This is a genomic window from Amycolatopsis benzoatilytica AK 16/65 (assembly GCF_000383915.1).
GTDB classification, from domain to species: domain Bacteria; phylum Actinomycetota; class Actinomycetes; order Mycobacteriales; family Pseudonocardiaceae; genus Amycolatopsis; species Amycolatopsis benzoatilytica.
In genome coordinates this window covers 6,251,108-6,276,521 of record NZ_KB912942.1, presented here as the reverse complement: position 1 = coordinate 6,276,521, position 25,414 = coordinate 6,251,108, and the positions used below count along the sequence as shown (strand labels likewise).

Here is a 25,414-nt window from a genome sequence, read left to right as displayed (position 1 = left end):
TCGGACGTTCCGGTGGAGTCTTCGCCTGAATACGTTCGGTCGCGTTGCCCACTTTGGAGGAAGAATGCTTCTCAGAACGAGGGCCGGGATCGGTGCGGTCGCGGCGGGTGTCGCGGCGGTCCTGCTCACCGGTACCGCTTCGGCCGCCCCTTCGCCGGGCGCACCGGGCGTCGGCGACCCGTACTACCCGAACGCCGGCAACGGCGGCACCGATGTCCAGCACTACAACATCCGGCTGACCTACCAGCCCGAGACCGACCTGCTGTCCGGCAGCACCACCCTGCTGCTCACCGCGACCCAGGACCTGTCGCAGTTCGACCTCGACTTCGCGCTCAAGGCGTCGAAGGTCCTGGTGAACAACCGTCCGGCCCAGTTCAAGAACCAGAACGGCGACGGCGAGCTGGTGATCACGCCGGCGAAGCCGCTGGCCAAGGGCGAGACCGCGACCGTCGTGGTGAGCTACGCCGACACCCCGTCGACGGCGAAGGTCGGCGGTCTCAACGCCTGGAAGAAGGGCTCGTTCGGCGCGCTCGGCGTCGACGAACCGCAGAGCGCGCAGTGGTGGTTCCCCTCCAACGACCACCCGACCGACAAAGCGACATACGACGTGTCGATCGAAGCGCCGGACGGCCTGGCCGCCATCACGAACGGCACGCTGGTCAAGAAAACCAAGCAGCGGGCCGGCTGGACGCGCTGGAACTGGCGCAGCACCCAGCCGCAGGCGACCTACCTGACGTCGTTCGTCGTCGGCAAGTACGACGTGGTCCAGTCCACCACGCCGGACGGCAAGCCGTTCGTCAACGCCTACGGCGCCGACCTCGGCCCGTCGCTCGACGCGGCGAAGGCGAGCGTGGAGCGGACGCCGGAGGTGAACGAGTTCCTGGCCTGGCAGTTCGGCCCGTACCCGTTCGAGGCCGAAGGCGGGGTGGTGACCAGCGGGATCACCTTCTCGCTGGAGAACCAGACCCGCCCGGTCTACGGCGCGCGCAATTTCGCGGCCGGCGCCAACACCACGCTGATCGCGCACGAAAACGCCCACCAGTGGTTCGGCGACAACGTTTCGCTGGGCAAGTGGAGCGACATTTGGCTGAACGAAGGCTTCGCGTCCTACGCCGAGTACCTGTGGTCCGAGCACGAGGGCGAGGGCACGACCGCGGAACTCGCCCAGTACACCTATGACTCGCACCCGGCCGACGACAAGTTCTGGCAGGTGCTGCCGGGCGACCCGGGCGAGCCGAACCAGTTCGACGCCGCCGTGTACGACCGCGGAGCGGTGGCGCTGCAGGCCCTGCGCACCACGGTCGGCGATGACGCGTTCTTCTCGATTCTCAAGCAGTGGCAGGTCGCGAAGGCCGGGAAATCGGCGGTGATCCCGGAGTTCGCGGCGCTGGCGGAGAAGGTGTCCGGCAAGCCGCTGCAGGAGTTCTTCCAGACCTGGCTGTTCACCAAGGGCAAGCCGGCTGTCGGTCCTAACGGGACGGTCGCGGCGAAGGCGTTCGCGGCGGCACCGGCCAAGCCGAAGTCGTGGGACCAGATCCAGGACAACCACCGCGCGCTGGCCGCCGCCGGAGCGAGCTGACGGTAAATTCGGTTGCCTGAGGTGGAATTCGGGAGAGTTCCGTCGTCCGGAGAGCGGATTCGGTAGCTGCGGACGCAGCTCCGCCATGCTCGGCCGTCCATCCGAGCATGGCGGGTGCTGTGCCCGGCTCGCGAACGACACCGCAGGCGCCACCATCGCGAACGTCGCCGCCCGGCCAGGGCGGAAGCGGCGCACGGGACTAAACTCGCCGACGTGGTGGCCAGGAAAATGCACGGACGGCGAGTCGCGTGGTTCGCCGTGCTGGGGGTCGCGTCGCTGCTGACGGTGATGTGCGTGGGCCTGGTGTTCGCGGCGATCCGCAACGACAACGCCATCGAATCGCACCTGGGCACCGCCACCGCGACCGTCCAGTCGGTGGCCTTCGACCGCACGATCATCCAGTACCAGACGCCGGACGGCATCGTGCACAGCCCCGCGACCGGCGTGCTGTACCCGTCCGGCCTGTCCGCTGGCCAGCTGGTGGCGATCGAGTACGACGCGACGAACCCCGACGTGGCGCGAGTCGCCGGCCGAACCGCCACGCTGACCCTGCTGCCGCTGGGCACGACCCTGCTGATCACCTGGCTGATCGCCGCTCCCACCCTGTGGTGGCTGCGCCGTGCGATGAAGCGGGACCAGCCCGCGCGAGACGAGAACCCAATCCCGGCCAAGGTCTGAGCGCGCCCTGCTGACGCAAGTCCGTGAAGGGCCCCTTGAGGGACTTGGGTTCCGTGAAGGGGCCCTTGGGGGACTTGGGTTCCGTGAAGGGGCCCTTCACGGACTTCAAACCCTATCGGGGGTGCTCAGTTTCGGACGGCGGCCGATTCCTGCCACCAGCCCAGCACCTCGTCCGCGACCCCGGGCGCCGCCACCAGCAGTCCGTCCGTCGGCAAGGCCGCCCCCTCCCCGTGCTTGTCGAGCACCACCGCCCCGGCCTCGATCGCCATCGCCACCGATCCGGCCACATCCCACTCGTGATAGCTGTGCAGTACCGCCGCGGCCGCATGGCCCAGCGCGACCTGCGCGATCGACAGCGCGGCTGAGCCCAGCACCCGCACCCCAGCGTGCGCCGCCGCGGCCCGCTCGATGAACGAGCCCATCCCCGGCCACGGCCCCTTCCGGGCGAGCTCGGTGCACACAATCGCGCCGGCCGTCCCTCGCCGGTCCACCAGCCTCACTGGCTTCCCGTTGGCCCGGGCTCCGCGTCCCCGAGCCGCCGCGTAGATCTGCGCCCGATACGGATCCGCCACCACTCCGACCACTGGCCCGCTGGCGTCGACCAACGCCAGGCTGTAGGCGCACCACGGCACCCCGGCCACGTAGTTGGCGGTCCCGTCGACCGAGTCGACCACCCACCGGTACTCCGCGACATCCGCCCCGTGATCGGCACCGAACTCGTGCCCGACCACCGGGATCCCGGGGAACTCGGCGGTCAGCACCCGCCGGGTGTGCCGTTCCAGGATCCGATCGGTGTCGGTGACCCAGTCGAACGGCGAATCCAGCGTCGCCGGGTGAGCGCCGCGGCCCGCGGTCGCGGTGATCACGTCGGTGGCGTCGTTCGCCAGCCGGCCGGCGACCTCGAGGGCCCGGGAAAGCAGCCCGGGCTCGACGGGCCGAGACGGCCTGGAGGACAAGAGGGTCATGCCTGCTTAGTCTGCGCGGTTCTGGTGTCCGGGACACGACCGGCAGATGACATGTGGTGGGGAACTTGGTCGACGGTCCGTGTCCGGCGGCGGACGCTGCGCAGTGTTTCGCTGTCGTTGGCCGGTCCGTCACGCGGGATTGGCCCGCCCTGCCTGCGGTTTTGCGACAGTGGCGCGGTGCGAGTCGCCATAGTCACCGAAAGTTTCCTGCCCCAGGTGAACGGCGTGACGAATTCCGTGCTGCGGGTCGTCGAGCACCTGGTCGACACCGCGCACGACGTGCTGGTCGTCGCGCCCGGACCGGGTCCGGACAGCTACCGCGGCGCCCCGGTCGTCCGCATTCCCGCGCTGGACTTCCCCGGCGTGCATTCCCTGCCGATCGGCCTGCCGACGCGGACCGTGCTGACCGCTCTGGCCGATTTCGGGCCGGATGTCGTGCACCTGGCGTCGCCGTTCGTCGTCGGCGCGCGCGGGCTCGCCGCGGCGCGCCGGCTGCGCGTGCCGTCGATCGCGGTCTATCAGACCGACATCGCCGGGTTCGCGACGTCGTACGGCTTCGGCATCGGGGCGCGTGCGGCCTGGCGCTGGGTGCGCCGGCTGCACTCACGGGCCGACCGGACACTCGCGCCGTCGTCGGACTCGATCGAGCAGCTGAAACTGCACGGCGTCCCCCGGGTGCATCGCTGGGCACGCGGGGTGGACGTCAGCCGGTTCTCGCCGGCGCATGCCGACCCGGCGTTGCGCGCGGAACTTGCGCCGAACGGTGAACTACTGGTCGGGTTCGTCGGCAGGCTCGCGCCGGAGAAGGAAGTCGACCGGCTGGCCGCGCTGGCCGGGATGCCGGGCGTGCGAGTGGTCGTGGTCGGCGACGGCCCGGAGCTGGCGACGTTGCGGGAACGCTTGCCAGAAGCGGCGTTCCTGGGCGCGAAGTACGGGGAGGAGCTGTCGGTCGCGTACGCGAGTCTCGACGTCTTCGTCCACACCGGTCCGCATGAGACGTTCTGCCAGGCCGTCCAGGAGGCGATGGCGTCCGGGCTGCCGGTGCTCGCGCCGGACGCGGGCGGGCCTAAGGACCTGGTCGTGCCAGGCCGGACCGGGTACCTGCTGCCTGCTGACCGGGAGCAGTTCGGCCCGGCGCTGGTGGCGAAGATCGACGCGCTGCGCGACGCGGCTCTGCGGGCCCGGCTGGGGGAGAAGGCGCGGAAAGTGGTGCTGGGCCGGACGTGGCCCGCAGTGTGCCGAGAACTGGTCGGGCACTACGAGGCGGTACAGGGCCGAGTCGCCCGCGCGGCTTGAGCCATGCACATTGTCCAGCTGGCGAACTTCTACGGGCCTCGATCCGGCGGTCTGCGGACCGCGTTGAATCACCTCGGCGCCGGCTATGTCGCCAGCGGGCACCGGGTGACACTGGTCGTGCCCGGTCGGCGGTACGCGGCGGAGACCTTGCCTTCCGGGGTTCGGCGGTATTCGTTGCCCGCGCCGCAGATTCCCGGCACCGGGGGCTATCGGGCGGTGGACCCGCAGCGGGTCCGCGCGGTCCTGCGGCGGCTGGAACCGGACCGGCTGGAGGTCTCCGATCGGTTGACGCTGCGCGGAATGGGGGCGTGGGCGCGGCGGCACGGGGTGCCGAGCATGGTGATCTCGCACGAGCGGCTGGACCGGTTGCTGGAGCAGTTCTTGCTGCCCGGGGCGGTGGCCCGGCACGTAGCGGATGCCGCGAATCGGCGGATGGCCGCTTCTTACGACACGGTGGTGTGCACGACGGCTTTCGCGCACGCGGAATTCGAGCGGATCGCCGCGGAAAATGTCCGGCGAGTGCCGCTGGGCGTCGATTTGGCCACCTTCGCGCCGTCGATGCGGGATTCCGGATGGCGGTCCGATCTGGCCGGCGGGGCGGAGGTGCTGATCGTCCATTGTGGGCGGTTGTCGCCGGAGAAACACGTTGAGCGGAGTGTGGATACCGTCGCCGAGCTGACCGAGTCGGGAATCCGGGTGCGGTTGGTGATCGCCGGAGACGGGCCCCGGCGGAGGGCTCTGGAACGGCGGGCGCGGGGATTGCCGGTGACGTTTTTGGGATTCTTGTCCGGACGGGCCGAGGTGGCGCGATTGTTGGCGTCGGCGGATGTTTCGCTGGCTCCCGGGCCGCATGAGACGTTCGGGCTGGCGGCGTTGGAGGCGCTGGCTTCGGGGACGCCGGTGGTGGTTTCGGCGTCGTCGGCGCTGCGGGAGATCGTGCGGCCGGGGTGCGGGGAGGCGGTGCGGGACCAGGCGGCGGAGTTCGCGCGAGCGGTGAGCGGTTTGCTGGAGCGCCCGGAAGGGGCGCGGAGGGCGGCGGCCCGGGCTCGGGCGGAGGAGTTCGCTTGGCCGGCGTCCGTTCGGGGGATGTTGGCTGCGTTGGGGTGAGGGATTCGGCGGGGCGGCACCGGTGAGGCCCGGTGCCTCGGCCGGAGTGAATCAGCCGCGGTAACCGGGATGAATTCCCGGCGCGAGCCCGTGCTCGGCGGCGATCCTGGCCAGCAACCCGCGCAGGACCGTCCGTTCCTCCGCGGACAGGGCTGCCATCAGCTCGTCCTCATGTGCTGCGCCGATTTTCGCCAGCGTGCGCATCATCTCCTCGCCCTGGTCGCTGAGGAAGACCGCGTACAACCGGCGGTCCTGCGGGTTCCGGCGCCGTTCGATCAGGCCACGTCGCTCAAGTCCGTCTACCAGCGCGACCAGGCGCGTCGCCGGCGTGCCCAGCTCCGCTGCCAGTGCCTGCTGGCTTTCCCCTGGCCGGCGGGCGATCACCCGCAGCAAGCCGGTTTGCGCCGGAGACAAGCCGAGTTCCTCGACCCGTTCGGCGAACCGCCGGGTCGCGTGGGCGCCCAACTGGGCCAGCAGGAACGCGCTGCCGATCGGCGGGGATCCGTTCATGGTCGAAACCGTATCCCTTGACAATTGATTACGCCAGTGTAATCGTTCCATCAGTGAAACTATTTGACCAGGGAGTTCGCCATGACAACGCTAAACCGTGCTCAGGCCGGCCCGCCGCTGCTGGCCCCGGCGCTGGCGTTCGCGGTCCTGACCATCGCGTCCGCCGCACTCGGCGCGACCGGCACCAGACCGGATACCAGCGCGACCGATACCGCCGCCTACCTCGCGGCGCATCAGGGGGTCGTGCGGCTGCTGTCCTTCGCCGTCTTCGGGGCGTCAGTTCCGCTGGTCGTCTGGGCGGCGACCGTCTACCGCAGGCAGCGGCGGCTCGGTGTGCACGCGCCAGGCGCGATGATCGGGCTGGCTGGCGGCGTCCTGTCCGCCGCGGCGCTGGCGACGAGCGGGCTGGTCACCTGGGTGTCCGTCCAGAGCTCCGACACGCCGGGGCTCGCGCGCGCGTTGACCAGCCTCGCCTTCGCCTCCGGCGGGCCCGGCTTCGTCGTGCCGTTGGCGTTGCTGATCGCCGGGCTCGCGGTACCCGCCCTCTTCCGGAAACTCCTGCCTCGCTGGCTCTGCATCGCCGGATTGGCGATCGCGGCGGCGGCGGTCCTGGCCAGCTTCTCGCTGCTGTCCCCGGCGCTTTACCCGCTGATCCCGGTCGGCCGGTTCGGCGGGCTCGTCTGGCTGATAGTGGCGAGCGTCCTGCTCCCGCGCGATCGCCGCGCGGCGCGGACGGACTAATCTCGGTCCCATGCCCCGCGCCAGTCTGGACAAGGATCCCCGCGATGTCGCCGCGATGTTCGACGGCGTCGCGTCCGGTTACGACCGGGCGAACTCGTTCATGACGTTCGGGTTCGACCGGCGCTGGCGCACCACCACAGCGCGCGTGCTGGACGCCAAACCCGGCGAGAAGGTGCTCGACCTGGCGGCCGGCACCGGCGTGTCCACCGTCGAGTACGCGCGCGGCGGGGCCTGGTGCCTGGCCGCCGACTTCTCGGTCGGGATGCTCAAAGCCGGCCTGCACCGGAAGGTGCCGATGGTCGCCGCGGACGCGCTGAACCTGCCGTTCGCCGACGAGAGCTTCGACGCGGTCACCATCTCGCTCGCGCTGCGGAACTTCGTGGACACCAAGGGCGCGCTCGCCGAAATCCTCCGGGTGGTCAAACCGGGCGGCCGGCTGGTCGTCTGCGAGGTGTCGACGCCCACGTTCCCGCCGATCCGGTTCGTCTACCGGCGCTTCATCCTCAAGCTGCTCACCTGGGTCGGCAGCCGGTCCTCCACCAACCCGGAGGCCTACTCCTACCTGGCCGAATCCATGCTCGCCTGGCCCGATCAGCGCGGCCTCGGCGAGATCATCGCGAGCGCCGGCTGGACCGAGGTCGAATGGCTGAACCTCACATTCGGCGTCGTCGCGATCCACCGCGGCCGCAAGCCTGCCTAAAATCGGCGGCATGACGATCTCGCGCCGCAACCCGGACCACGACGCCGAAGTGATCGTGGTCGGGGCGGGACCGGCCGGTTCCACCGTGGCCACCTACCTCGCCCGGGCGGGCGTGGACGTCCTGCTGCTGGAGAAGACCGCCTTCCCTCGCGAGAAGGTGTGCGGCGACGGGCTCACGCCGCGCGGCGTGAAACAGCTGATCGACCTCGGCATCGACACCAGCGCCGACGCCGGCTGGGTGCGCAGCCGCGGCCTGCGGATCCTCACCGGCGACCTCACACTCGAGTTCGACTGGCCGGACCTCACCGACTACCCGCCTTACGGCGTCTCCCGCACCCGGCAGGACTTCGACGACCTGCTCGCGAAGACCGCCGTCAAGGCGGGCGCGCGGCTGTACGAGCGCACCACGGTGACGAGCGCGATCACCAACGCCTCAGGCCGCGTGGTCGGCGTCGAGGCGAAGGTCGGGCCGGACAAGACGCCAGTCAGCTATCGGGCCCCGCTGGTGCTGGCCTGCGACGGTGTGTCCGCGCGGCTCGCGCTGAGCGTCGGCATCGACAAGAACGAGAAGCGCCCGATGGGCGTCGCGGTGCGGCGCTACTACAAAAGCCCGAAGCACGACGACCCGTTCATCGAGGGCCACCTCGAACTCTGGGACCGCTCCGACCCGCGCGACCCGAAGCTGCTGCCCGGCTACGGCTGGGCCTTCCCGCTCGGCGACGGGACGGTGAACGTCGGCCTCGGAATGCTGTCCACCTCGGCGTCCTTCCGCAACACCGACTACCGCGCGCTGCTGCGCCAGTGGCTCGACGGCACCCCGGAGGAATGGGGCTACCGCGAGGAAAACGCGATCGGCAAGGTCGGCGGCGCCGGGCTGCCGATGGGGTTCAACCGCACCCCGCACTACCGCGACGGGCTGCTGCTGCTCGGCGACGCCGGCGGCATGGTCAGCCCGTTCAACGGCGAGGGCATTTCGGCGGCGATGGAGTCGGCGCAGCTCGCCGCGGAGGCGGTCGTGCAGGCGCTGGCCCGGCCCGAAGGGCCGTCGCGGGAGCGCGCGCTGGAGGGCTACCCGCGAGCGGTCGCCGATCTGATGGGCGGGTACTACCGGCTGGGGAACGTGTTCGCGAAGCTGATCGGGAAGCCGAAGATCATGCACGCGGCGACCAAGTACGGGTTGCGGGTGAACAAGATCCTTCCGTTGGTGTACAAGGGGCTTTCCGGGTGTTACGACGCCCGCGGCGGGGACGGGGTGGATCGGCTGATCGCCGCGTTGGCGCGGGTTACCCCCAGCCCTCGCTGATTCGTCTCTGCCCGGGGGTTGGGCGGGGTGGCCCGAGGCTGGGTGGGCCCGGAAGCTGCGTGGGTGCGCGGAGAGTGTCCGTGAAGGGCACCTTGAGGGACTTAGATTCCCTCGAGGGTCCCTTCACGGACGTTCGGGCGTGGGGTCGCGTTGCCGCGGGGCGGCGTGGGTTGCGCGGCGGGTTCGGGCCGGCCGGGAGCGGCCTGGGGGGTTGATCGTTTACCCGGCTGGAGCAGTGGTTGCCCGGCCGGTCAGTGTGATACGTCACAAGATCGCGCCGGGGCACCGGAGCGGCGCGGTTCTTCAAGGGGCCTTTACCGCTGGTCTCGCGATTGCGCCCGCGGGTCGTCCGGGAGAGGCGACCTTCGAGTTAGGGCAGCCTTAGACGGCAACCCCTAGGGACAAGGGTGTGACTCACGTCCTACACTCCCCCCATGCTTTGTGAATCGCTTCACAGCTGCGACGAGTCGCTTGTGAACTATTTCACAAGCAGGGTGTGGTTCGGCCACGGGCCGTAAGGGCGCCCTGACCCTCGGCGGTGTGACCCAGCTCCCTTAGGGTCCGCACCGAGGACTCGGACCACTACCCGAGACAACCCGCAGCGGCGCGGAAAGGATGGCGAAGACCCCGTGCTGATGGTGCCCGTGCTGGCGCAGGCCGATCCCGGACCGGCAGCGCCCGGACTGAACGTGTATCTGCCGCTCGTCCTGCTCTTCGTGCTCGCGGCCGCGTTCGCCGTGGCCTCCGTGCTGCTCGGCCCGCTGGTCGGGCCGAAGCGGTACAACCGCGCGAAGTACGAGGCTTACGAATGCGGCATCGAACCGTCGCCGCAGCCGCTGGTGGGCGGCGGCCGGATGCCGGTCGCCTACTACATCACGGCAATGCTCTTCATCCTGTTCGACATCGAGATGGTGTTCCTCTACCCGTTCGCGGTAAACGCCAACGCTCTCGGGGTATTCGGGCTGGTGGAGATCGTGTTGTTCATCGTGACGGTCGGGTTCGCGTACGCCTATGTCTGGCGGCGCGGCGGCCTGGATTGGAACTGAACCCATGGGCCTGGAAGAGAAACTCCCCAACGGCATCCTGCTGGCCAGCCTCGAGGGACTGGTCAACTGGGCACGCAAGAACTCGCTGTGGCCGGCCACCTTCGGCCTCGCCTGCTGCGCGTTCGAAATGATGTCGGTCGGCGGTTCCCGCTACGACATCGCCCGGTTCGGCATGGAGCGGTTCTCCGCGACGCCGCGCCAAGCCGACCTGATGATCGTGGCCGGCCGGGTCACCCAGAAGATGGCCCCGGTGCTGCGCCAGATCTACGACCAGATGGCCGAGCCCAAGTGGGTGCTGGCGATGGGCGTCTGCGCCTCGTCCGGCGGCATGTTCAACAACTACGCCGTGGTCCAGGGCGTCGACCACATCGTGCCGGTCGACATGTACCTGCCCGGCTGCCCGCCGCGGCCGGAAATGCTGCTCGACGCGATCCTCAAGCTGCACGCCAAGATCCAGGACGAGCCGATCAACGCTCGCCGCGCCGCCATCCGCGCCGCCAGCGGGAAGCGCACCGAATTGATCCCGTCCTCGATCAAGTACGCGAAGAAGTGAGCACGGTGCCCGAAAACCCCGAAGAAACCCCGGAAAACCCAGAAACCGGCGGCCCGTACTCCAGCGCGGAGCGGCCGGAATCCGGTCTCGAACCCCAGGGCGCCGCGCCCGCCGAGCCGATGGTCGCCGGTCGCGAGCGCAAGGGCATGTTCGGCGTCCGCGGCAGCGGTGACACCTCCGGTTACGGCGGCCTGCGGCTGCCCGCCTACAGCCCGCCGCCCGCGGAACGCCCGTACGGCGGCTGGTTCGACGAGTTCGCCGACGAGTTCCTGGCCGCCTTGGCGGACAACAAGATTCCCGTCTCGGCGATCCTGCAGACCACGGTGGACCGCGGCGAGATCACGTTTTACGTCGACCGCGCGCACCTGCTCGACATCGCCAAGGTGCTGCGCAACGACACCGGCCTGCGATTCGAGATGCTGATGGCGGTGACCGGCGTCGACTACGGCGTGGACGTCCCGCAGCGGATGCACGCGGTCTACGACTTCCTGTCGATGACCTACCGCCGCCGGATCCGGCTCGAAGTCGCCATGGACATGGACGACCTGCACGTCCCGTCGCTCGTCCCGGTCTACGCGACCGCCGACTGGCACGAGCGCGAGGCGTACGACATGTTCGGCATCGTCTTCGACGGCCACCCCGGCCTCACCCGCATCTTCATGCCGGACGACTGGGACGGCCACCCCCAGCGCAAGGACTACCCGCTCGGCGGGATCCCGGTCGAATACAAGGGCGCGGAAATCCCGCCGCCGGACCAGCGGAGGTCGTACTCGTGACTATCAACGAAGAAACGACGGAAGCGCCCGAGTACGCCGCAGTCCGGGAAACCACTGAAGGTCCCGTCTACCACGTCTCCGGCGGGGACTGGGAAGAAGTTCTCGGCGACGCCCAGCACGACGACCGGATGGTCATCAACATGGGCCCGCAGCACCCGTCCACGCACGGCGTGCTCCGGCTGGTACTGGAACTGGAAGGCGAGACCGTCACGCAGCTGCGCGCGGTCGTCGGCTACTTGCACACCGGCATCGAGAAGAGCACCGAGTTCCGCACTTGGACCCAGGGCGTCACCTTCGTGACCCGGGCGGACTATCTCGCGCCGCTGTCCAACGAAATGTGCTACTGCCTCGGCGTCGAGAAGCTGCTCGGCATCCAGGCCCCGCCGCGCGCGGAGATCCTGCGGGTGCTGCTGCTGGAGCTCAACCGGATCACCTCGCACCTGGTGTTCATCGCGACCGGCGGGATGGACCTCGGCGCCACCACCGCGATGACGCTCGGCTTCCGCGAGCGCGAAGAGGCCATGCACCTGCTGGAGTACCTGACCGGACTGCGGATGAACCACGCGTTCATCCGGCCCGGCGGGCTCGCCCAGGACATGCCCGAGGACTGGAAAGAGAAGGTCCTCGAGTTCTGCAAGATCATGGACAAGCGGCTTCCGCTGTACGACAAGATGTTCACCGGCCAGCCGATCTGGCGCAACCGGCTCAAGGACGTCGGCGTGCTGCCCCTGGACGCGTGCCTCGAACTCGGCATCACCGGCCCGGTGCTGCGCGCCGCGGGCCTGCCCTGGGACCTGCGCAAGACCGAGCCGTACTCGCGCTACGACGAGTTCGAGTTCGATGTGCCGACCTCGACCGACGCGGACAGCTGGGCCCGGTACCTGCTGCGGCTGGAAGAAATCCACCAGAGCCTGCGGATCATGAAGCAGGTCGTGAAGATGGCCGAGCCCGGCCCGGTCATGGTGGAGGACAAGAAGATCGCCTGGCCCGCGCAGCTGTCCATCGGCAGCGACGGGATGGGCAACTCGCTCGGCCACGTCAAGAAGATCATGGGCCAGTCGATGGAATCGCTGATCCATCACTTCAAGCTGGTCACCGAGGGCTTCCACGTCCCGCCCGGCCAGGTCTACACCGCGATCGAGTCGCCGCGTGGCGAGATCGCCGCGCACCTGGTGTCCGACGGCGGCACCCGGCCGCTGCGCGTACACCTGCGCGAGCCCAGTTTCGTGAACATGCAAGCGATGCCGGCGATGGCCGAAGGCGGCCTGGTGGCCGACCTGGTCGTGGTGATCGCTTCGATCGACCCGGTCCTGGGGGGAGTTGACCGATGACGAACCCGACTGCTGTCCCGGAGCCGGGACCGCGTGACGCGGTGACGACGCACATGGCGGCCGGTGCGGACACCGACGTCGTCGCGATCGCGCCCGACCCGGCGGTGGCCGAGGAAATCCTCGCCAACGCGCCGGCCGAGGACATCTTCGACGCCGTCACGCACCGCGAGGCCGAGGAAATCATCGCCCGCTACCCGGTGTCGCGGTCGGCGCTGCTGCCGATGCTGCACCTGGTCCAGTCCGTGCAGGGCTACGTGAGCCAGGAAGGCATCACCTTCTGCGCCAAGCACTTGGACCTCACCGACGCCGAAGTCAGCGCGGTCGCGACGTTCTACACCATGTACAAGCGCCGCCCGTGCGGTGAGCACCTGGTGAGCGTGTGCACCAACACGCTGTGCGCGGCGCTGGGCGGTGACGCGATCTACCAGAAGCTGCAGACACACCTCGGTTCGGCGGAAAATCCGCTGGGGCACGAGGAAACCGCGGGTACGCCGGGTGAGCCGGGCTCGATCACGCTGGAGCACGCGGAATGTCTCGCTGCCTGCGACCTCGGCCCGGTCATTCAGGTGGACTACGAGTACTTCGACAACCAGACGCCGGACAAGGCGGTCGCGCTCGTCGACGCGTTGCGGGCTGGCAAAAAGCCCGCTCCGACGCGCGGCGCGCCGCTGTCGGACTTCAAGGGTGTGGAGCGGCAGCTCGCCGGGTTCTGGCCGGAGGACGAGGCCGTCTACCGCGCTGACGTGGACGGCCCGTCGCAAGCGGTCGAGACCCTGCGTGGCGCGCAGCTCGCGACCGACCGCGGCTGGTCCGCGCCGGGCATGCACGACGTTCCGCTTCCAACTCTGCCCAATAAAGAGGGGGAGAAGAAGTAATGGCCGATCCGATCACTCCGGTCCTCACGAAGCGCTGGCTGTCCCCGGAATCCTGGCGGATCGAGACCTACGAGGCGCTTGAGGGCTACACCGCGGCACGCAAGGCACTGGCCGCCGCGCCGGAGCAGCTCGTGCAGGTGGTCAAGGACTCCGGTCTGCGCGGCCGTGGCGGCGCGGGCTTCCCGGCGGGCGTCAAGTGGTCGTTCATGCCGCCGAACGAGGACAAGCCGCACTACCTGGTGATCAACGCCGACGAGGGCGAACCCGGTACCTGCAAAGACATTCCGCTGATGATGGCGGACCCGCACTCGCTGCTCGAGGGCTGCATCATCGCCTCGTACGCGATGCGTTCGCATCACTGCTTCATCTACGTCCGGGGCGAGGCGCTGCACTGCATCCGCCGGCTCAACGCGGCCGCGCGCGAGGCATACGCGAAGGGCTACCTGGGCAAGAACATCTTCGGCTCCGGCTGGGACCTGGAGCTGACAGTGCACGCCGGGGCCGGCGCGTACATCTGCGGTGAGGAAACGGCGCTGCTGGACTCGCTGGAAGGCCGTCGCGGCCAGCCCCGGCTCAAGCCGCCGTTCCCGGCCGCCGCGGGTCTGTACGCGGCGCCGACCACGGTGAACAACGTCGAGACCATCGCGTCCGCTTCGTACATCGTCAACGCTGGTTCGTCCTGGTTCCGGGAGATGGGCCGGGAAAAGTCGCCCGGCCCGAAGATCTACTCGATCTCCGGCCATGTCGAGAAGCCCGGCCAGTACGAATGCCCGCTCGGCACCACGCTGCGCGAGCTGCTGGAGCTCGCCGGTGGCATGAAGGACGGCATCCCGCTCAAGTTCTGGACCCCGGGCGGGTCGTCCACGCCGATGTTCACCGCCGAGCACATCGACGTCCCGCTGGACTTCGAGGGCGCGGCCGAAGCCGGTTCGATGCTCGGCACGACCGCGGTGCAGGTCTTCAACGAGACCGTTTCGGTGCCGTGGGCGGTCATGAAGTGGACGAAGTTCTACGAGCACGAGTCCTGCGGCAAGTGCACGCCGTGCCGCGAAGGCACGTACTGGCTGGCGCAGATCCTGGAGCGGATGGTCGAGGGCCACGGCACCGAGGAGGACATCGACACCCTCCTGGACGTGTGCGACAACATCTTCGGCCGCTCGTTCTGCGCGCTCGCGGACGGCGCGGTGTCGCCGATCCAGAGCGGCATCAAGTACTTCCGGGACGAGTTCCTGGCCTTGTGTGAGAGCAACAAGCGCGAGTTGGTGGGAGCGCAGGCATGACGATCGCGCCCGACAAGCCCGAAACGGCTGAAACGCCGGTCCCTGAGGGCTACGTGAAGCTGACCATCGACGGCGAAGAGGTCATCGCGCCCAAGGGCGAGCTGCTGATCCGCACCGCCGAGCGGCTCGGCACCAGCATCCCGCGGTTCTGCGACCACCCGCTGCTCGATCCGGCGGGCGCCTGCCGCCAGTGCCTGGTCGAGGTCGAAATGGGCGGCCGTCCGATGCCGAAGCCGCAGGCCTCGTGCACGATGACGGTCGCCGACGGCATGGTGGTCAAGACCCAGCTGACCTCGCCGGTCGCGGACAAGGCGCAGCAGGGCGTGATGGAGCTGCTGCTCATCAACCACCCGCTGGACTGCCCGATCTGCGACAAGGGCGGCGAGTGCCCGCTGCAGAACCAGGCGCTCGCGCACGGCCGCGCCGACTCCCGGTTCGTGGACACCAAGCGCACCTTCGCCAAGCCGCTGCCGATCTCGTCGCAGGTGCTGCTGGACCGGGAACGCTGCGTGCTCTGCCAGCGCTGCACCCGGTTCTCCGACCAGATCGCCGGCGACCCGTTCATCGCGCTGCTGGAACGCGGCGCACACCAGCAGATCGGCACCGCGGAGACCGCCGACGTGCTGGACCTGGCCTCGCGCACCACCTCCGGCGAGCCGTTCCAGTCGTACTTCTCCGGCAACGTGATCCAGATCTGCCCGGTCGGCGCGCTCACCAGCGCGGCCTACCGGTTCCGGTCGCGGCCGTTCGACCTGGTGTCCGCGCCGAGCGTGTGCGAGCACTGCTCGACCGGCTGCGCCGAGCGCACCGACTTCCGGCGCGGCAAGGTCCAGCGCAAGCTGGCCGGCGACGACCCGGACGTCAACGAGGAATGGCTGTGCGACAAGGGCCGGTTCGGCTTCCGGTACGTGCAGGCCGGCGATCGGATCCGCCGTCCGCTGGTCCGCAACGAGAACGGCGAACTGGAAGAAGCGTCCTGGACCGACGCGCTCCGGGTCGCCGCGGCGGGCCTGCTGAAGGCGCGTGAGGGCAAGGGCGGCGCGGTGCTCACCGGCGGCCGGCTGACCGTCGAGGACGCCTATGCGTACTCGAAGTTCGCCCGTCTTGCCCTGCGCAGCAACGACATCGACTTCCGTGCCCGGGCGCACTCGGCGGAGGAGCTGGACTTCCTCGGCTCTTCGGTCGTCGGCACCACGCCGGAGTCCGGGGTGACGTTCGGCGAGATCGAGAAGGCCCGCACCGTGCTGTGCGTGGCCTTCGAGCCGGAGGACGAAGCGCCCATCGTGTTCCTGCGGCTGCGCAAGGCGGCTCGCAAGAACCGCACCCGCGTTGTCCACTTGGGACAGTGGACGACTTCCTCGGTGCGCAAGACCTTCGGCGAGTTGCTCGCCTGCGTCCCGGGCGGCGAAGCGGCCGCGGTGGACGGCATCGCGCAGCACGCGGCGGACGTCGACACGGCGCTCAGCGGAGAAGGCGCGGTGATCCTGGTCGGCGAGCGGGCAGCCGAGATCCCTGGCCTGTTCTCCGCGCTGCTGCGGCTCACCGCTCGCACCGGCGCTCGCCTCGCGTGGATTCCGCGCCGGGCAGGCGACCGGGGCGCGCTGGAGACCGGCTGCGTTCCGACGCTGCTGCCCGGCGGCCGCGCGGTCGCCGACGCGGCGGCTCGCGCCGAGGTCGAAAAGCTTTGGGGCGCCGAGCTGCCGGCCGAGCCGGGCCGGGACACCACCGGCATCCTCGAAGCCGCGGCCAACGGCGAACTGGACGCGCTGGTGGTCGGCGGGGTCGACCCGAACGACCTGCCGGACCCAGACCTGGCCCGGCGCGCACTGGACAGCGCGGGCTTCGTGGTCAGCCTGGAACTGCGGGCCGGCGAAGTCACCGAGCGGGCCGACGTGGTCCTGCCGATCGCGCCGTCGGTCGAGAAGGCGGGCAGCTACCTCAACTGGGAGGGCCGCCGCCGCGAGTTCGACATCACGCTCGCGGGCACCGGATCCCTTTCCGACGGCCGGGTGCTCGACACCCTCGCCGTCGAGATGGACGTCGATCTGTTCACCCAAACCCCCGCCGCCGCGGCCGCCGATTTCGCTCGCCTCGGCAACCACCCCAATGTGGCATTGGGTGCATCTCACGCAACCAATGCCACATTGGGTGCAGCTGACGCACCCAATGTGGCATTGGGGCGCTCTGAGCCGGGGCCGGGACAGGCGGTGCTCGCCACCTGGCGGCAGCTGATCGACAACGGCTCGCTGCAGGACGACGAACCGCACCTCAAGGGCACTCAGCGGCCGCCGGTCGCCCGGCTTTCGGCGAAGACCGCCGAGGGACTCGGGGCCACGGTCCGGGTGTCGAACGAACGCGGCTCGATCACCCTGCCGGTCGAGGTGGCCGACCTGCCGGACGGCGTGGTGTGGCTGCCCGGCAACTCCGACGGCTCGGCCGTCCGCGCCGCACTGGCCGCCGGACACGGCGCACTCGTGCAGATCTCCGGAGGTGACCAGTGAGCCCGCAGCTCACGCAGTTCCTCGCCGCGTACCCGGACGCGGCCGAGCGTGCTCGGCTGCTCGCCGACGACCCGTGGTGGCTGGTCCTGATCAAGTCGGTCGTGGTCCTGCTGATCGGGCCGGTCCTGACGATCTTCCTGATCGTCTGGGAGCGCAAGGCGATCGGCCGGATGCAGAACCGGCCCGGCCCGAACCGGGTCGGCCCCGGCGGCTACCTGCAGTCGCTCGCCGACGCGATCAAGCTCCCGTTCAAGGAGCAGATCATCCCGGACAGCGCCGACCGCAAGGTGTACTTCCTGGCCCCGGTGCTGTCCGCGGTGCCCGCGCTGATCGCGCTGTCGGCCATCCCGTTCGGCCCGGTGGTCTCGATCTTCGGGCACCAGACGGTGCTGCAGCTGATGGACCTGCCGGTCGGCGTGCTGGTGATCCTGGCCTGCTCGTCGGTCGGCGTTTACGGCATCGTGCTGGCCGGCTGGGCGTCCGGTTCGCCCTACCCTCTCTTCGGCGGCATGCGCTCGGCGGCGCAGGTGATCTCCTACGAGATCGCGATGGGCCTCTCGATCGTCGCGGTGATCCTGTACTCCGGTTCGCTGCAGACCTCGGAGATCGTGCAGGCGCAGTCGCACGGCTGGTACTTCTACATGCTGATCCCGAGCTTCGTGATCTACGTGATCTCGATGGTCGGCGAGACGAACCGCGCCCCGTTCGACCTGCCGGAGGCGGAATCCGAGCTGGTCGGCGGTTTCCACACCGAGTACAACTCGATGAAGTTCGCGATGTTCTTCCTCGCCGAGTACGTCAACATGGTGATCGTCTCGGCGTTCTGCACCACGCTGTTCCTCGGCGGCTGGCGGTTCCCGTTCGTCGGCGACGATTCGCCGCTGAACCAGAACTGGTGGCCGATCCTCTGGTTCTTCGCCAAGACGTTCCTGCTGCTGTTCGGCTTCATCTGGCTGCGCGGCACCCTGCCGCGGCTGCGCTACGACCAGTTCATGCGGCTGGGCTGGAAGGTCCTGGTGCCGGTCAACCTGGTGTGGATCGTGGTCGTGGTCGCGATCAAGACCATCCAGTGGAGCTGGCCGCAGATCCTCGTCGGCGTCGGAGTGGTCCTCGTCGTGCTGGTGCTGCTGAGCCTGGCGCTGCCGGACAAGAAGGTGCCCGAATCGGAGTACGTGGACCTGGTCGGCAGCGGCTACCCGCTGCCGCCGCTGGACCTGCAGGTCCCGGACGCCACCCCGCGGCAGAAGGCGCTGGCCAAGGCGGAAGCGAAGGCCGCGCGGCGCAAGCCGGCCAGCGTCACCGCCGCGGCCGCACAGGAAGGGACAGAAGATGGCGGCAACTGACTTCCTCAATCCCATCAAGGGGTTCGGCGTCACCTTCGGGATGATGTTCAAGAAGGTCGCGACCGAGGAGTACCCCGAGGCGGGCGCTCCCGCCGCGCCCCGTTACCACGGCCGCCACCAGCTCAACCGGCATCCGGACGGGCTGGAGAAGTGCGTCGGCTGCGAGCTGTGCGCGTGGGCCTGCCCGGCGGACGCGATCTTCGTCGAGGGCGGCAACAACACCGACGAAGAGCGGTACTCGCCAGGCGAACGCTACGGCGCGGACTACCAGATCAACTACCTGCGCTGCATCGGCTGCGGCCTGTGCATCGAGGCGTGCCCGACCCGGTCGCTCACCATGACGAACTTCTACGAGATGGCCGACGACGACCGGCAGCGGCTCATCTACACCAAGGAAGACCTGCTCGCCCCGCTGCTGCCCGGCATGGAGCAGCCGCCGCACCCGATGCGCCTGGGCGACGACGAGCAGGACTACTACGTGAACGGCCCCGAGCTGGCCAAGACGCAGGAGGCGAAGAAATGATCGCCGCCCTCCTCGCGCAGGCCCCGGCGTCCGGCGTCAACGCGTCGGTGACCACCGGCGAGGCCATCGCGTTCTGGATCCTCGGCCCGCTTTCGCTGCTGGGCGCACTGGGGATGATCTTCTCCCGCAACGCCGTGCACTCGGCGCTGTGGCTGGTGCTCACGATGCTGACGCTGGGCGCGCTCTACATGACGCAGTCCGCGCCGTTCCTCGGGTTCACCCAGATCATCGTCTACACCGGCGCGATCATGATGCTGTTCCTGTTCGTGCTGATGCTGGTCGGCCGGGACAGCTCGGACTCGGTGGTGGAAGTCCTGCGCGGGCAACGGCTCGCCGCGTCGGTGCTCGGCATCGGGCTCGCGGCGCTGATCGCCGCGGGCGTTTTCCGCGCGATGGAGAACGTGACCCCGGCTCCGTCGCTCGACCCGTACCAGCCGACCGGCGGCGGCCCGGTCGGCCTCGGCCGGCTGATCTTCACCCAGTACCTGTTCCCGTTCGAGCTCACCTCGGCGCTGCTGATCACCGCCGCGCTCGGCGCGATGGTGCTGGCCTTCACCGGCCGCACCGCCAAGGGCGGCAAGGTTTCCCAGCGCGAACTGGTCCGGATGCGGTTCCGCGGCCAGCACGACCGGCCCTCGCCGCTGCCCGGCCCGGGCGTGTTCGCCACCGCCAGCTCGGTCTCCACGCCCGCGCTGCTGCCGGACGGTTCGGTCGCACCGGAGTCGCTGTCCGAGATCATCGAGTCCACCTCGGCGATCCGGCTCATGCGCGAGCGCAAGCTCATCACGGACGAAGGCCCCAAGCCCGACGCGCACGCACTGGTCGGCGGGTCCGAGAAGTCCGCGCCGGACGAGGAAGAAGGGGACGGAAAGTGACCCCGAGCTACTACCTGCTGCTGTCCGCGCTGCTGTTCAGCATCGGCGCGGTGGGCGTGCTGGTCCGCCGCAACGCGATCGTCGTGTTCATGTGCATCGAGCTGATGCTGAACGCGGTGAACCTGACCCTGGTCACCTTCGCCCGCGTCAACGGCGGGCTGCACGGCCAGGTGATGGCGTTCTTCGTGATGGTGGTCGCGGCCGCCGAAGTCGTGGTGGGACTGGCGATCATCATGGCGATCTTCCGGACCCGCCGCTCGGCCTCGGTCGACGACACGAACCTGCTGAAGTACTGAGGGAGACGACCGAGTGACCGCATCATCGTGGCTGCTGGTGGCCCTTCCCGCCCTCGGCGCCCTGGTTCTGCTGCTATCCGGCAAACGCGCGAAGGCGTGGGGGCACCTGCTCGGCTGTGCCACCGTCACGCTCGCCTTCGTGTACGCCGTGATCCTGTTCTTCTCCACCGACAGCCACTCGGTCACCGACACCAAGGTCTATTCCTGGATCCCGGTCGGCCAGTTGCAGGTGGACTTCGGACTGCGCATCGACGCGCTGTCGCTGACCTTCGTCCTGCTGATCACCGGCGTCGGCATGCTGATCCACTTCTACTCGATCGGCTACATGGCCGACGACGACGGCCGGTACCGGTTCTTCGCGTACCTGAACCTCTTCGTCGCGTCGATGCTGGTCCTGGTGCTGGGCAACAGCTTCGTGACGCTGTACCTCGGCTGGGAGGGCGTGGGTCTCGCCTCGTACCTGCTGATCGGCTGGTATCAGGGCCGCCCGTCCGCGGCGACCGCGGCGAAGAAGGCGTTCCTGATGAACCGCGTCGGCGACGTCGGGCTGGCGCTGGCGATCTTCCTGATGTTCAAGTACGTCGGATCGACCGGCTACGCGCAGGTCTTCGAGGGCGTCGCGCAGGGCAAGATCCCGTCCGGCGCGGTCACCGCGATCGCCATCCTGCTGCTGCTGGGCGCATGCGGTAAGTCCGGCCAGTTCCCGCTGCAGGCCTGGCTGCCGGACGCGATGGAAGGCCCGACCCCGGTGTCGGCGCTCATCCACGCGGCGACGATGGTCACCGCGGGCGTCTACCTGGTGGCCCGCTCGAACGTCATCTTCACCGCGACGCCGGACGGCCGGCTGGTGGTCACCCTGGTCGGCGCGGTCACGCTGCTGCTCGGGTCGATCGTCGGCTGTGCCTACGACGACATCAAGAAGGTGCTCGCGTACTCGACGGTCAGCCAGATCGGCTACATGATGCTGGCGGTCGGCCTCGGGCCGGGCATTTACGCGCTGGGCATCATGCACCTGGTGGCGCACGGCTTCTTCAAGGCCGGGCTGTTCCTCGGGGCCGGTTCGGTCATGCACGGCATGAACGACGAGGTCGACATGCGCAAGTTCGGCGGCCTGGCCAGGAAGATGCCGATCACCTTCGTCACCTTCGGCCTCGGCTACCTGGCGATCATCGGCTTCCCGTTCCTCACCGGGTACTACACCAAGGACGCGATCATCGAGGCCGCGTTCGGCCAGGAGGGCTGGCGCGGCTGGGCATTCGGCCTCGCCACCGTGGTCGGCGCCGGGCTCACCGCGTTCTACATGACGCGGCTGATGATGATGACCTTCTTCGGCAAGGAACGCTGGAAGGACATCAAGAGCAGCGACGGCCGCGACTTCCACCCGCACGAGTCCAAGCCGGTCCTGTGGATCCCGATGGCGATCCTGGCGGTCGGCTCGGTCGGCGCCGGTGCCTTCTTCGCGATCGGCAACCGGTTCGTGGACTGGCTTTCCCCGGTGGTCGGCAACTTCGAGGAAGCCGGGCACACCCCGATCCCGTCCTGGACGGTCCCGGCGCTCACGCTGGTGCTGGCCGCACTCGGCGTGCTGCTCGCGGTCTGGCTGTTCCGGCCGTCGCGCGACGTCCCGCTGGAGAAGCCGGAACGGGTGTCTTGGCCGGTCCGCGCGGCGCGCAAGGACCTGTACGGCAACGCGCTCAACGAAACGCTGGTCGCCCGTCCGGGCACCTGGCTGGCGCGGGCGCTGGTGTACGTGGACAACCGCGGCGTCGACGGCGCGGTGAACGGCCTCGCCGCGGCACTCGGCGGCGGCTCCGGACGGCTGCGCAAGACGCAGACCGGGTTCGTGCGGTCCTACGCCCTGTCCATGCTCGGCGGCACGTTCCTGCTTCTGGCGGCCCTTCTGCTGGTGAGGTTCTCCTGACATGACTTGGCTTCTGGCACTCATCCTGCTGCCGCTGGCCGGCTCGCTGGTGCTGGCGTTCCTCAAGGGGAACGACCGGGCCGCGGTCGCCACCGCGCTCGCCGTGTCCATTGTGGAGTTCCTGCTGATCATCCCGGTCTGGGCGAGCTACTCGCCCTCGGGAGCGCGCATCCAGCAGGCCACCTCGATGGACTGGATCCCGAACTTCGGCATCCACATCTCGTTCGGCACCGACGGCATCTCGCTCATCATGATCGCGGTCATCGCGCTCCTGGTGCCGATCGTCGTCGGCGGTCTCGGGCTCACCGACAAGCTGCCCGCGGGCCGCAGCGCCGGCGGGTTCCTGTCGCTGATCCTGCTGCAGGAAGCGCTCACGATCGGCGTCTTCGCGGCGACCGACGTGTTCCTCTTCTACGTGCTGTTCGAGATCATGCTGATCCCGATGTATTTCCTGATCGGCGGCTACGGCGGCGCGAACCGGCAGTACGCGGCGGTGAAGTTCTTCCTGTACTCGTTCCTCGGCGGCCTGATCATGCTGGCCTCGGCGATCGGGGCGTACTCGCTGGCCTCGGACAAGCTCGGCAAGGGCACGTTCGACTGGGCCACGCTGGTGACCGTGGTGCGTGACGCGCCGACCGGCACCCAGGTCTGGCTGTTCCTCGGCTTCTTCCTCGCGTTCGCGATCAAGGCGCCGCTGGTCCCGTTCCACACCTGGCTGCCGGATGCCGCCGGCCAGGCCCCGATCGGCGTCGCGGTGCTGCTGGTCGGCGTGCTGGACAAGGTCGGCACGTTCGGTTTCCTGCGGTACTGCCTGCCGATGTTCCCGGCGGCGAGCAAGACGCTCGCGCCGCTGGTGCTCATCCTGTCGGTGATCGGCGTGCTGTACGGCTCCGTCCTCGCCGCCGGGCAGCGGGACATGAAGCGCTTCATCGCGTACGTGTCGATCGCCCACTTCGGGTTCATCGCGCTGGGCATCTTCACCTTCAACGAGCAGGCGATGGTCGGCTCGGTGTCGTACATGCTGAACCACAGCCTCTCGACCGGGATGCTGATCGTGGTGATCGGCCTGATCGTGATGCGCGGCGGGTCGAGCCGGATCTCCGACTACGGCGGGATGGCGAAGCTGACCCCGCTGCTGGCCGGAATGCTTTTGCTGGCCGGGCTTTCCGCACTGTCGCTGCCGGGCACCAACTCGTTCGTCAGCGAACTGCTGGTGCTGCTGGGGTCCTTCGTGAACCAGCCGGTGTACACGATCCTGGCGACGGTGGGCATGGTCCTCGCCGCGGCCTACGTGCTGTGGCTGTACCAGCGGATCATGCAGGGCCCGGTGCGCGGCAGCGCGCTGACCGGACCGGCTGCCCCGGTGGAGGACGGCGGCGCGGTCGGCGGCGGGGTCGCCACCGCGGTCGCGACCGAACCGGCCGTGAAGACGGCCATCAAGGATTTGAGCAAGCGGGAGATCGCGATTCTCGCCCCGCTGGTCGTGCTGGTCATCGGGTTGGGCTTCTACCCCAAGCCGATGCTCGACACGATCACCCCGTCGGTGCAGGCGACGCTGTCTGCCGTGCAGGGAGGCAAGTAAACCGTGCTCGACATGTTCCTGGCGCAGGCGCCGGCCGCGCCGATCGAGGTGCCTTCGGTCGATTACGCGGCCGTGCTGCCGATGTTGATCGTCTTCGGCGTCGCGTGCATCGGCGTGCTGGTGGAAGCGTTTGCGCCGAAGGCGACGCGGTGGGGGATCCAGGTTTCCATCTCCCTCATCGCGATCATCGCTTCCGGGGTCTCGCTGATCCTGTACGCGACCGGCTCGTCCTCGACCAAAGCCGGCACGACGACGTTCTCCGGGGCGATTTCGGTGGACCGCCCGTCGCTGTTCCTGTGGGGCACGCTGCTGCTGCTCGGGCTGGGCGCGGTGTTCCTGATCGCGGACCGGAAGGTGGAGCCGGGCGGCGCGTTCGTCGCCCAAGCGGCGCTTCCGCCGGGCACCAAGCAGGACCGGGCGCAGGCGGCGACGGCTTCGCAGACCGAGATTTTTCCGCTGACGCTGTTCGCGCTCGGCGGGATGATGACCTTCTGCGCGGCCAATGACCTGCTGACGATGTTCATCGCGCTGGAAGTCCTTTCCCTGCCGCTGTACCTGATGTGCGGCCTGGCCCGGCGGCGCCGGCTGATCTCGCAGGAGGCGGCCGTCAAGTACTTCCTGCTGGGTGCGTTCTCGTCGGCGTTCTTCCTGTACGGGCTCGCGCTGCTGTACGGCTACGCGGGCTCGGTGAAGCTGGCCGACATCGCGCACGCCGCGGCCGGTTCGGACCGGTCGGACACGCTGCTGTTCGCGGGCCTCGGCCTGCTGGTGGTGGGTCTGCTGTTCAAGGGTTCGGTCGGTCCGTTCCACACCTGGACGCCGGATGTCTACCAGGGCGCGCCGACTCCGGTCACCGCCTTCATGGCCGCCTGCACGAAGGTCGCCGCGTTCGGCGCGATCCTGCGGGTGCTGAGCGTCGGGTTCTCCTCGACCAGCTGGGAATGGCGCGGCGTGATGTGGGCCGTGGCGATCATTTCGATGGCGCTCGGCGCGATCCTCGGCCTGACCCAGACGGACGTGAAGCGGATGATCGCTTACTCGTCGGTGGCGCACGCCGGGTTCTTGCTCGTCGGTGCGATCGCGGTGACCGAGAACGGCCTGTCCAGCACGCTGTTCTACTTGCTGGCGTACGGCTTCACGACGCTGGCGGCGTTCGGCGTGGTGAGCCTGGTCCGCGATTCCAGCGGCGAGGCAACGCATCTGTCGGCGTGGGCCGGACTGGCCAAGCGTTCGCCGTTGCTGGCCGGGGTGTTCACGTTCCTGTTGCTGGCACTGGCGGGGATTCCGCTGACGAGCGGCTTCGTCGGGAAGTTCGTGGTGTTCTCGGCGGCGCTTTCGGATGGAATGGCGCCGCTGGTGGTCGTCGCGCTGGTGTTCAGCGCGGTGGCGGCGTTCTTCTACCTGCGGGTGGTCGTGCTGATGTACTTCTCGGAGCCGGCCGCGGACGGCCCCACGGTGACCGTGCCGGGCGGGTTCACGACGGCGGCGATCACGCTGGGCGTGATCGTGACGCTGGTGCTGGGCGTGCTCCCGGCGTTCGCGTTGAACTGGGCTGGCGCGGGCGGTTTCGCCTCGTAGCGTTAGCGTTCCGTGAAGGGAACATTGAGGGACTCAGAGTCCCTCAATGTTCCCT

At 69.0% G+C, this 25,414-nt stretch carries 23 protein-coding genes; 21 read left to right on the top strand and 2 right to left on the bottom strand.

All coding sequences use genetic code 11. From position 1 onward, the window contains the following. Nucleotides 1–64 precede the first annotated feature (64 nt). Together AMYBE_RS0129040 and AMYBE_RS0129035 are read left to right on the top strand one after the other, a co-directional pair. On the top strand, nt 65–1,579 hold the full coding sequence (locus AMYBE_RS0129040) for a M1 family metallopeptidase (protein ID WP_020662909.1): 1,515 nt from the start codon (nt 65–67) through the stop codon (nt 1,577–1,579). 228 nt (nt 1,580–1,807) lie between these two features. Continuing rightward, the gene (locus AMYBE_RS0129035; protein WP_020662908.1) at nt 1,808–2,257 is read left to right on the top strand and encodes a DUF3592 domain-containing protein; all 450 of its coding nucleotides are present in this window, start codon (nt 1,808–1,810) and stop codon (nt 2,255–2,257) included. 125 nt (nt 2,258–2,382) lie between these two features. Here AMYBE_RS0129035 and AMYBE_RS0129030 read toward each other — a convergent pair whose 3' ends face one another. Continuing rightward, nucleotides 2,383–3,222: an inositol monophosphatase family protein gene (locus tag AMYBE_RS0129030; protein ID WP_020662907.1), complete on the bottom strand. Its 840-nt coding sequence runs from the start codon at nt 3,220–3,222 to the stop codon at nt 2,383–2,385. A 225-nt stretch (nt 3,223–3,447) separates the two neighbouring features. Between AMYBE_RS0129030 and AMYBE_RS0129025 the strand changes: the two genes are divergently transcribed. Further along, a complete protein-coding gene (locus tag AMYBE_RS0129025; protein WP_281172113.1) occupies nt 3,448–4,518 on the top strand; it encodes a glycosyltransferase family 4 protein in 1,071 nt (356 codons plus the stop codon). A 3-nt stretch (nt 4,519–4,521) separates the two neighbouring features. Continuing rightward, a complete protein-coding gene (locus AMYBE_RS0129020; RefSeq protein WP_020662905.1) occupies nt 4,522–5,625 on the top strand; it encodes a glycosyltransferase family 4 protein in 1,104 nt (367 codons plus the stop codon). 51 nt (nt 5,626–5,676) lie between these two features. Here the strand turns inward: AMYBE_RS0129020 and AMYBE_RS0129015 are convergent, their stop codons facing one another. Then, nucleotides 5,677–6,135 carry a MarR family winged helix-turn-helix transcriptional regulator gene (locus AMYBE_RS0129015; protein WP_020662904.1) on the bottom strand — a complete coding sequence of 153 codons (459 nt, stop codon included), beginning with the start codon at nt 6,133–6,135 and terminating at the stop codon, nt 5,677–5,679. Nucleotides 6,136–6,216: 81 nt separating this feature from the next. Between AMYBE_RS0129015 and AMYBE_RS0129010 the strand changes: the two genes are divergently transcribed. The 17 genes from AMYBE_RS0129010 (at nt 6,217) to nuoN (ending at nt 25,359) form a co-directional block, all read left to right on the top strand. After that, nucleotides 6,217–6,876: a DUF4386 family protein gene (locus AMYBE_RS0129010; protein ID WP_020662903.1), complete on the top strand. Its 660-nt coding sequence runs from the start codon at nt 6,217–6,219 to the stop codon at nt 6,874–6,876. Between the two features lie 10 nt (nt 6,877–6,886). Beyond that, a complete protein-coding gene (locus AMYBE_RS0129005) occupies nt 6,887–7,576 on the top strand; it encodes a demethylmenaquinone methyltransferase (RefSeq protein WP_020662902.1) in 690 nt (229 codons plus the stop codon). A gap of 10 nt (nt 7,577–7,586) precedes the next feature. Further along, nucleotides 7,587–8,879 carry a geranylgeranyl reductase family protein gene (locus tag AMYBE_RS0129000; protein ID WP_020662901.1) on the top strand — a complete coding sequence of 431 codons (1,293 nt, stop codon included), beginning with the start codon at nt 7,587–7,589 and terminating at the stop codon, nt 8,877–8,879. A gap of 635 nt (nt 8,880–9,514) precedes the next feature. Next, complete coding sequence (locus AMYBE_RS0128995; RefSeq protein WP_034289350.1) at nt 9,515–9,925, top strand: NADH-quinone oxidoreductase subunit A; 411 nt, start codon at nt 9,515–9,517, stop codon at nt 9,923–9,925. Nucleotides 9,926–9,929: 4 nt separating this feature from the next. Continuing rightward, entirely contained in the window at nt 9,930–10,478 is a 549-nt protein-coding gene (locus AMYBE_RS0128990; RefSeq protein ID WP_020662899.1) for a NuoB/complex I 20 kDa subunit family protein, read from the top strand. A 5-nt stretch (nt 10,479–10,483) separates the two neighbouring features. Further along, nucleotides 10,484–11,254: an NADH-quinone oxidoreductase subunit C gene (locus tag AMYBE_RS0128985; protein ID WP_027928127.1), complete on the top strand. Its 771-nt coding sequence runs from the start codon at nt 10,484–10,486 to the stop codon at nt 11,252–11,254. After that, nucleotides 11,251–12,585, top strand: coding sequence for an NADH-quinone oxidoreductase subunit D (locus tag AMYBE_RS0128980; protein WP_020662897.1), 1,335 nt, complete (start codon nt 11,251–11,253; stop codon nt 12,583–12,585). The genes AMYBE_RS0128985 and AMYBE_RS0128980 overlap by 4 nt, the downstream gene beginning before the upstream one ends. Next, a complete protein-coding gene (gene nuoE, locus AMYBE_RS0128975) occupies nt 12,582–13,460 on the top strand; it encodes an NADH-quinone oxidoreductase subunit NuoE (protein ID WP_020662896.1) in 879 nt (292 codons plus the stop codon). Before AMYBE_RS0128980 ends, nuoE begins: the two co-directional genes overlap by 4 nt. Beyond that, nucleotides 13,460–14,740, top strand: a complete 1,281-nt coding sequence (gene nuoF / locus AMYBE_RS0128970) for an NADH-quinone oxidoreductase subunit NuoF (protein WP_020662895.1) — start codon at nt 13,460–13,462, stop codon at nt 14,738–14,740. The genes nuoE and nuoF overlap by 1 nt, the downstream gene beginning before the upstream one ends. Continuing rightward, nucleotides 14,737–17,241: an NADH-quinone oxidoreductase subunit G gene (locus AMYBE_RS0128965; protein ID WP_020662894.1), complete on the top strand. Its 2,505-nt coding sequence runs from the start codon at nt 14,737–14,739 to the stop codon at nt 17,239–17,241. Before nuoF ends, AMYBE_RS0128965 begins: the two co-directional genes overlap by 4 nt. Then, nucleotides 17,238–18,584 (top strand): NADH-quinone oxidoreductase subunit NuoH, encoded by a 1,347-nt coding sequence (nuoH, locus tag AMYBE_RS0128960; RefSeq protein WP_020662893.1) that lies wholly within the window; start codon nt 17,238–17,240, stop codon nt 18,582–18,584. Before AMYBE_RS0128965 ends, nuoH begins: the two co-directional genes overlap by 4 nt. After that, complete coding sequence (nuoI, locus tag AMYBE_RS0128955) at nt 18,571–19,107, top strand: NADH-quinone oxidoreductase subunit NuoI (RefSeq protein WP_020662892.1); 537 nt, start codon at nt 18,571–18,573, stop codon at nt 19,105–19,107. Before nuoH ends, nuoI begins: the two co-directional genes overlap by 14 nt. Further along, entirely contained in the window at nt 19,104–19,982 is an 879-nt protein-coding gene (locus AMYBE_RS0128950; RefSeq protein ID WP_020662891.1) for an NADH-quinone oxidoreductase subunit J, read from the top strand. The genes nuoI and AMYBE_RS0128950 overlap by 4 nt, the downstream gene beginning before the upstream one ends. Next, nucleotides 19,979–20,278 (top strand): NADH-quinone oxidoreductase subunit NuoK, encoded by a 300-nt coding sequence (nuoK, locus tag AMYBE_RS0128945; protein ID WP_020662890.1) that lies wholly within the window; start codon nt 19,979–19,981, stop codon nt 20,276–20,278. Before AMYBE_RS0128950 ends, nuoK begins: the two co-directional genes overlap by 4 nt. A 13-nt stretch (nt 20,279–20,291) precedes the next feature. After that, nucleotides 20,292–22,199 carry an NADH-quinone oxidoreductase subunit L gene (nuoL, locus tag AMYBE_RS0128940; protein WP_020662889.1) on the top strand — a complete coding sequence of 636 codons (1,908 nt, stop codon included), beginning with the start codon at nt 20,292–20,294 and terminating at the stop codon, nt 22,197–22,199. Between the two features lies 1 nt (nt 22,200). After that, nucleotides 22,201–23,781 carry a complex I subunit 4 family protein gene (locus tag AMYBE_RS0128935; protein ID WP_020662888.1) on the top strand — a complete coding sequence of 527 codons (1,581 nt, stop codon included), beginning with the start codon at nt 22,201–22,203 and terminating at the stop codon, nt 23,779–23,781. A gap of 12 nt (nt 23,782–23,793) precedes the next feature. Then, nucleotides 23,794–25,359, top strand: coding sequence for an NADH-quinone oxidoreductase subunit NuoN (nuoN, locus tag AMYBE_RS0128930; protein WP_425386959.1), 1,566 nt, complete (start codon nt 23,794–23,796; stop codon nt 25,357–25,359). Nucleotides 25,360–25,414 lie beyond the last annotated feature (55 nt).

What these genes read in the sequence shown, in the direction of transcription:
- AMYBE_RS0129005 (WP_020662902.1), top strand. Translation starts at nt 6,887, where the DNA reads ATGCCCCGCGCCAGTCTGGACAAGGATCCCCGCGATGTCGCCGCGATG.
- AMYBE_RS0128950 (WP_020662891.1), top strand. Translation starts at nt 19,104, where the DNA reads ATGATCGCCGCCCTCCTCGCGCAGGCCCCGGCGTCCGGCGTCAACGCG.
- AMYBE_RS0129020 (WP_020662905.1), top strand. Translation starts at nt 4,522, where the DNA reads ATGCACATTGTCCAGCTGGCGAACTTCTACGGGCCTCGATCCGGCGGT.
- nuoE (WP_020662896.1), top strand. Translation starts at nt 12,582, where the DNA reads ATGACGAACCCGACTGCTGTCCCGGAGCCGGGACCGCGTGACGCGGTG.
- AMYBE_RS0128965 (WP_020662894.1), top strand. Translation starts at nt 14,737, where the DNA reads ATGACGATCGCGCCCGACAAGCCCGAAACGGCTGAAACGCCGGTCCCT.
- AMYBE_RS0129030 (WP_020662907.1), bottom strand. Translation starts at nt 3,222, where the DNA reads ATGACCCTCTTGTCCTCCAGGCCGTCTCGGCCCGTCGAGCCCGGGCTG.
- nuoI (WP_020662892.1), top strand. Translation starts at nt 18,571, where the DNA reads ATGGCGGCAACTGACTTCCTCAATCCCATCAAGGGGTTCGGCGTCACC.
- AMYBE_RS0129015 (WP_020662904.1), bottom strand. Translation starts at nt 6,135, where the DNA reads ATGAACGGATCCCCGCCGATCGGCAGCGCGTTCCTGCTGGCCCAGTTG.
- AMYBE_RS0129010 (WP_020662903.1), top strand. Translation starts at nt 6,217, where the DNA reads ATGACAACGCTAAACCGTGCTCAGGCCGGCCCGCCGCTGCTGGCCCCG.
- nuoF (WP_020662895.1), top strand. Translation starts at nt 13,460, where the DNA reads ATGGCCGATCCGATCACTCCGGTCCTCACGAAGCGCTGGCTGTCCCCG.
- AMYBE_RS0129035 (WP_020662908.1), top strand. Translation starts at nt 1,808, where the DNA reads ATGCACGGACGGCGAGTCGCGTGGTTCGCCGTGCTGGGGGTCGCGTCG.
- AMYBE_RS0129040 (WP_020662909.1), top strand. Translation starts at nt 65, where the DNA reads ATGCTTCTCAGAACGAGGGCCGGGATCGGTGCGGTCGCGGCGGGTGTC.
- nuoN (WP_425386959.1), top strand. Translation starts at nt 23,794, where the DNA reads ATGTTCCTGGCGCAGGCGCCGGCCGCGCCGATCGAGGTGCCTTCGGTC.
- AMYBE_RS0128935 (WP_020662888.1), top strand. Translation starts at nt 22,201, where the DNA reads ATGACTTGGCTTCTGGCACTCATCCTGCTGCCGCTGGCCGGCTCGCTG.
- AMYBE_RS0128990 (WP_020662899.1), top strand. Translation starts at nt 9,930, where the DNA reads ATGGGCCTGGAAGAGAAACTCCCCAACGGCATCCTGCTGGCCAGCCTC.
- AMYBE_RS0129000 (WP_020662901.1), top strand. Translation starts at nt 7,587, where the DNA reads ATGACGATCTCGCGCCGCAACCCGGACCACGACGCCGAAGTGATCGTG.
- AMYBE_RS0128995 (WP_034289350.1), top strand. Translation starts at nt 9,515, where the DNA reads ATGGTGCCCGTGCTGGCGCAGGCCGATCCCGGACCGGCAGCGCCCGGA.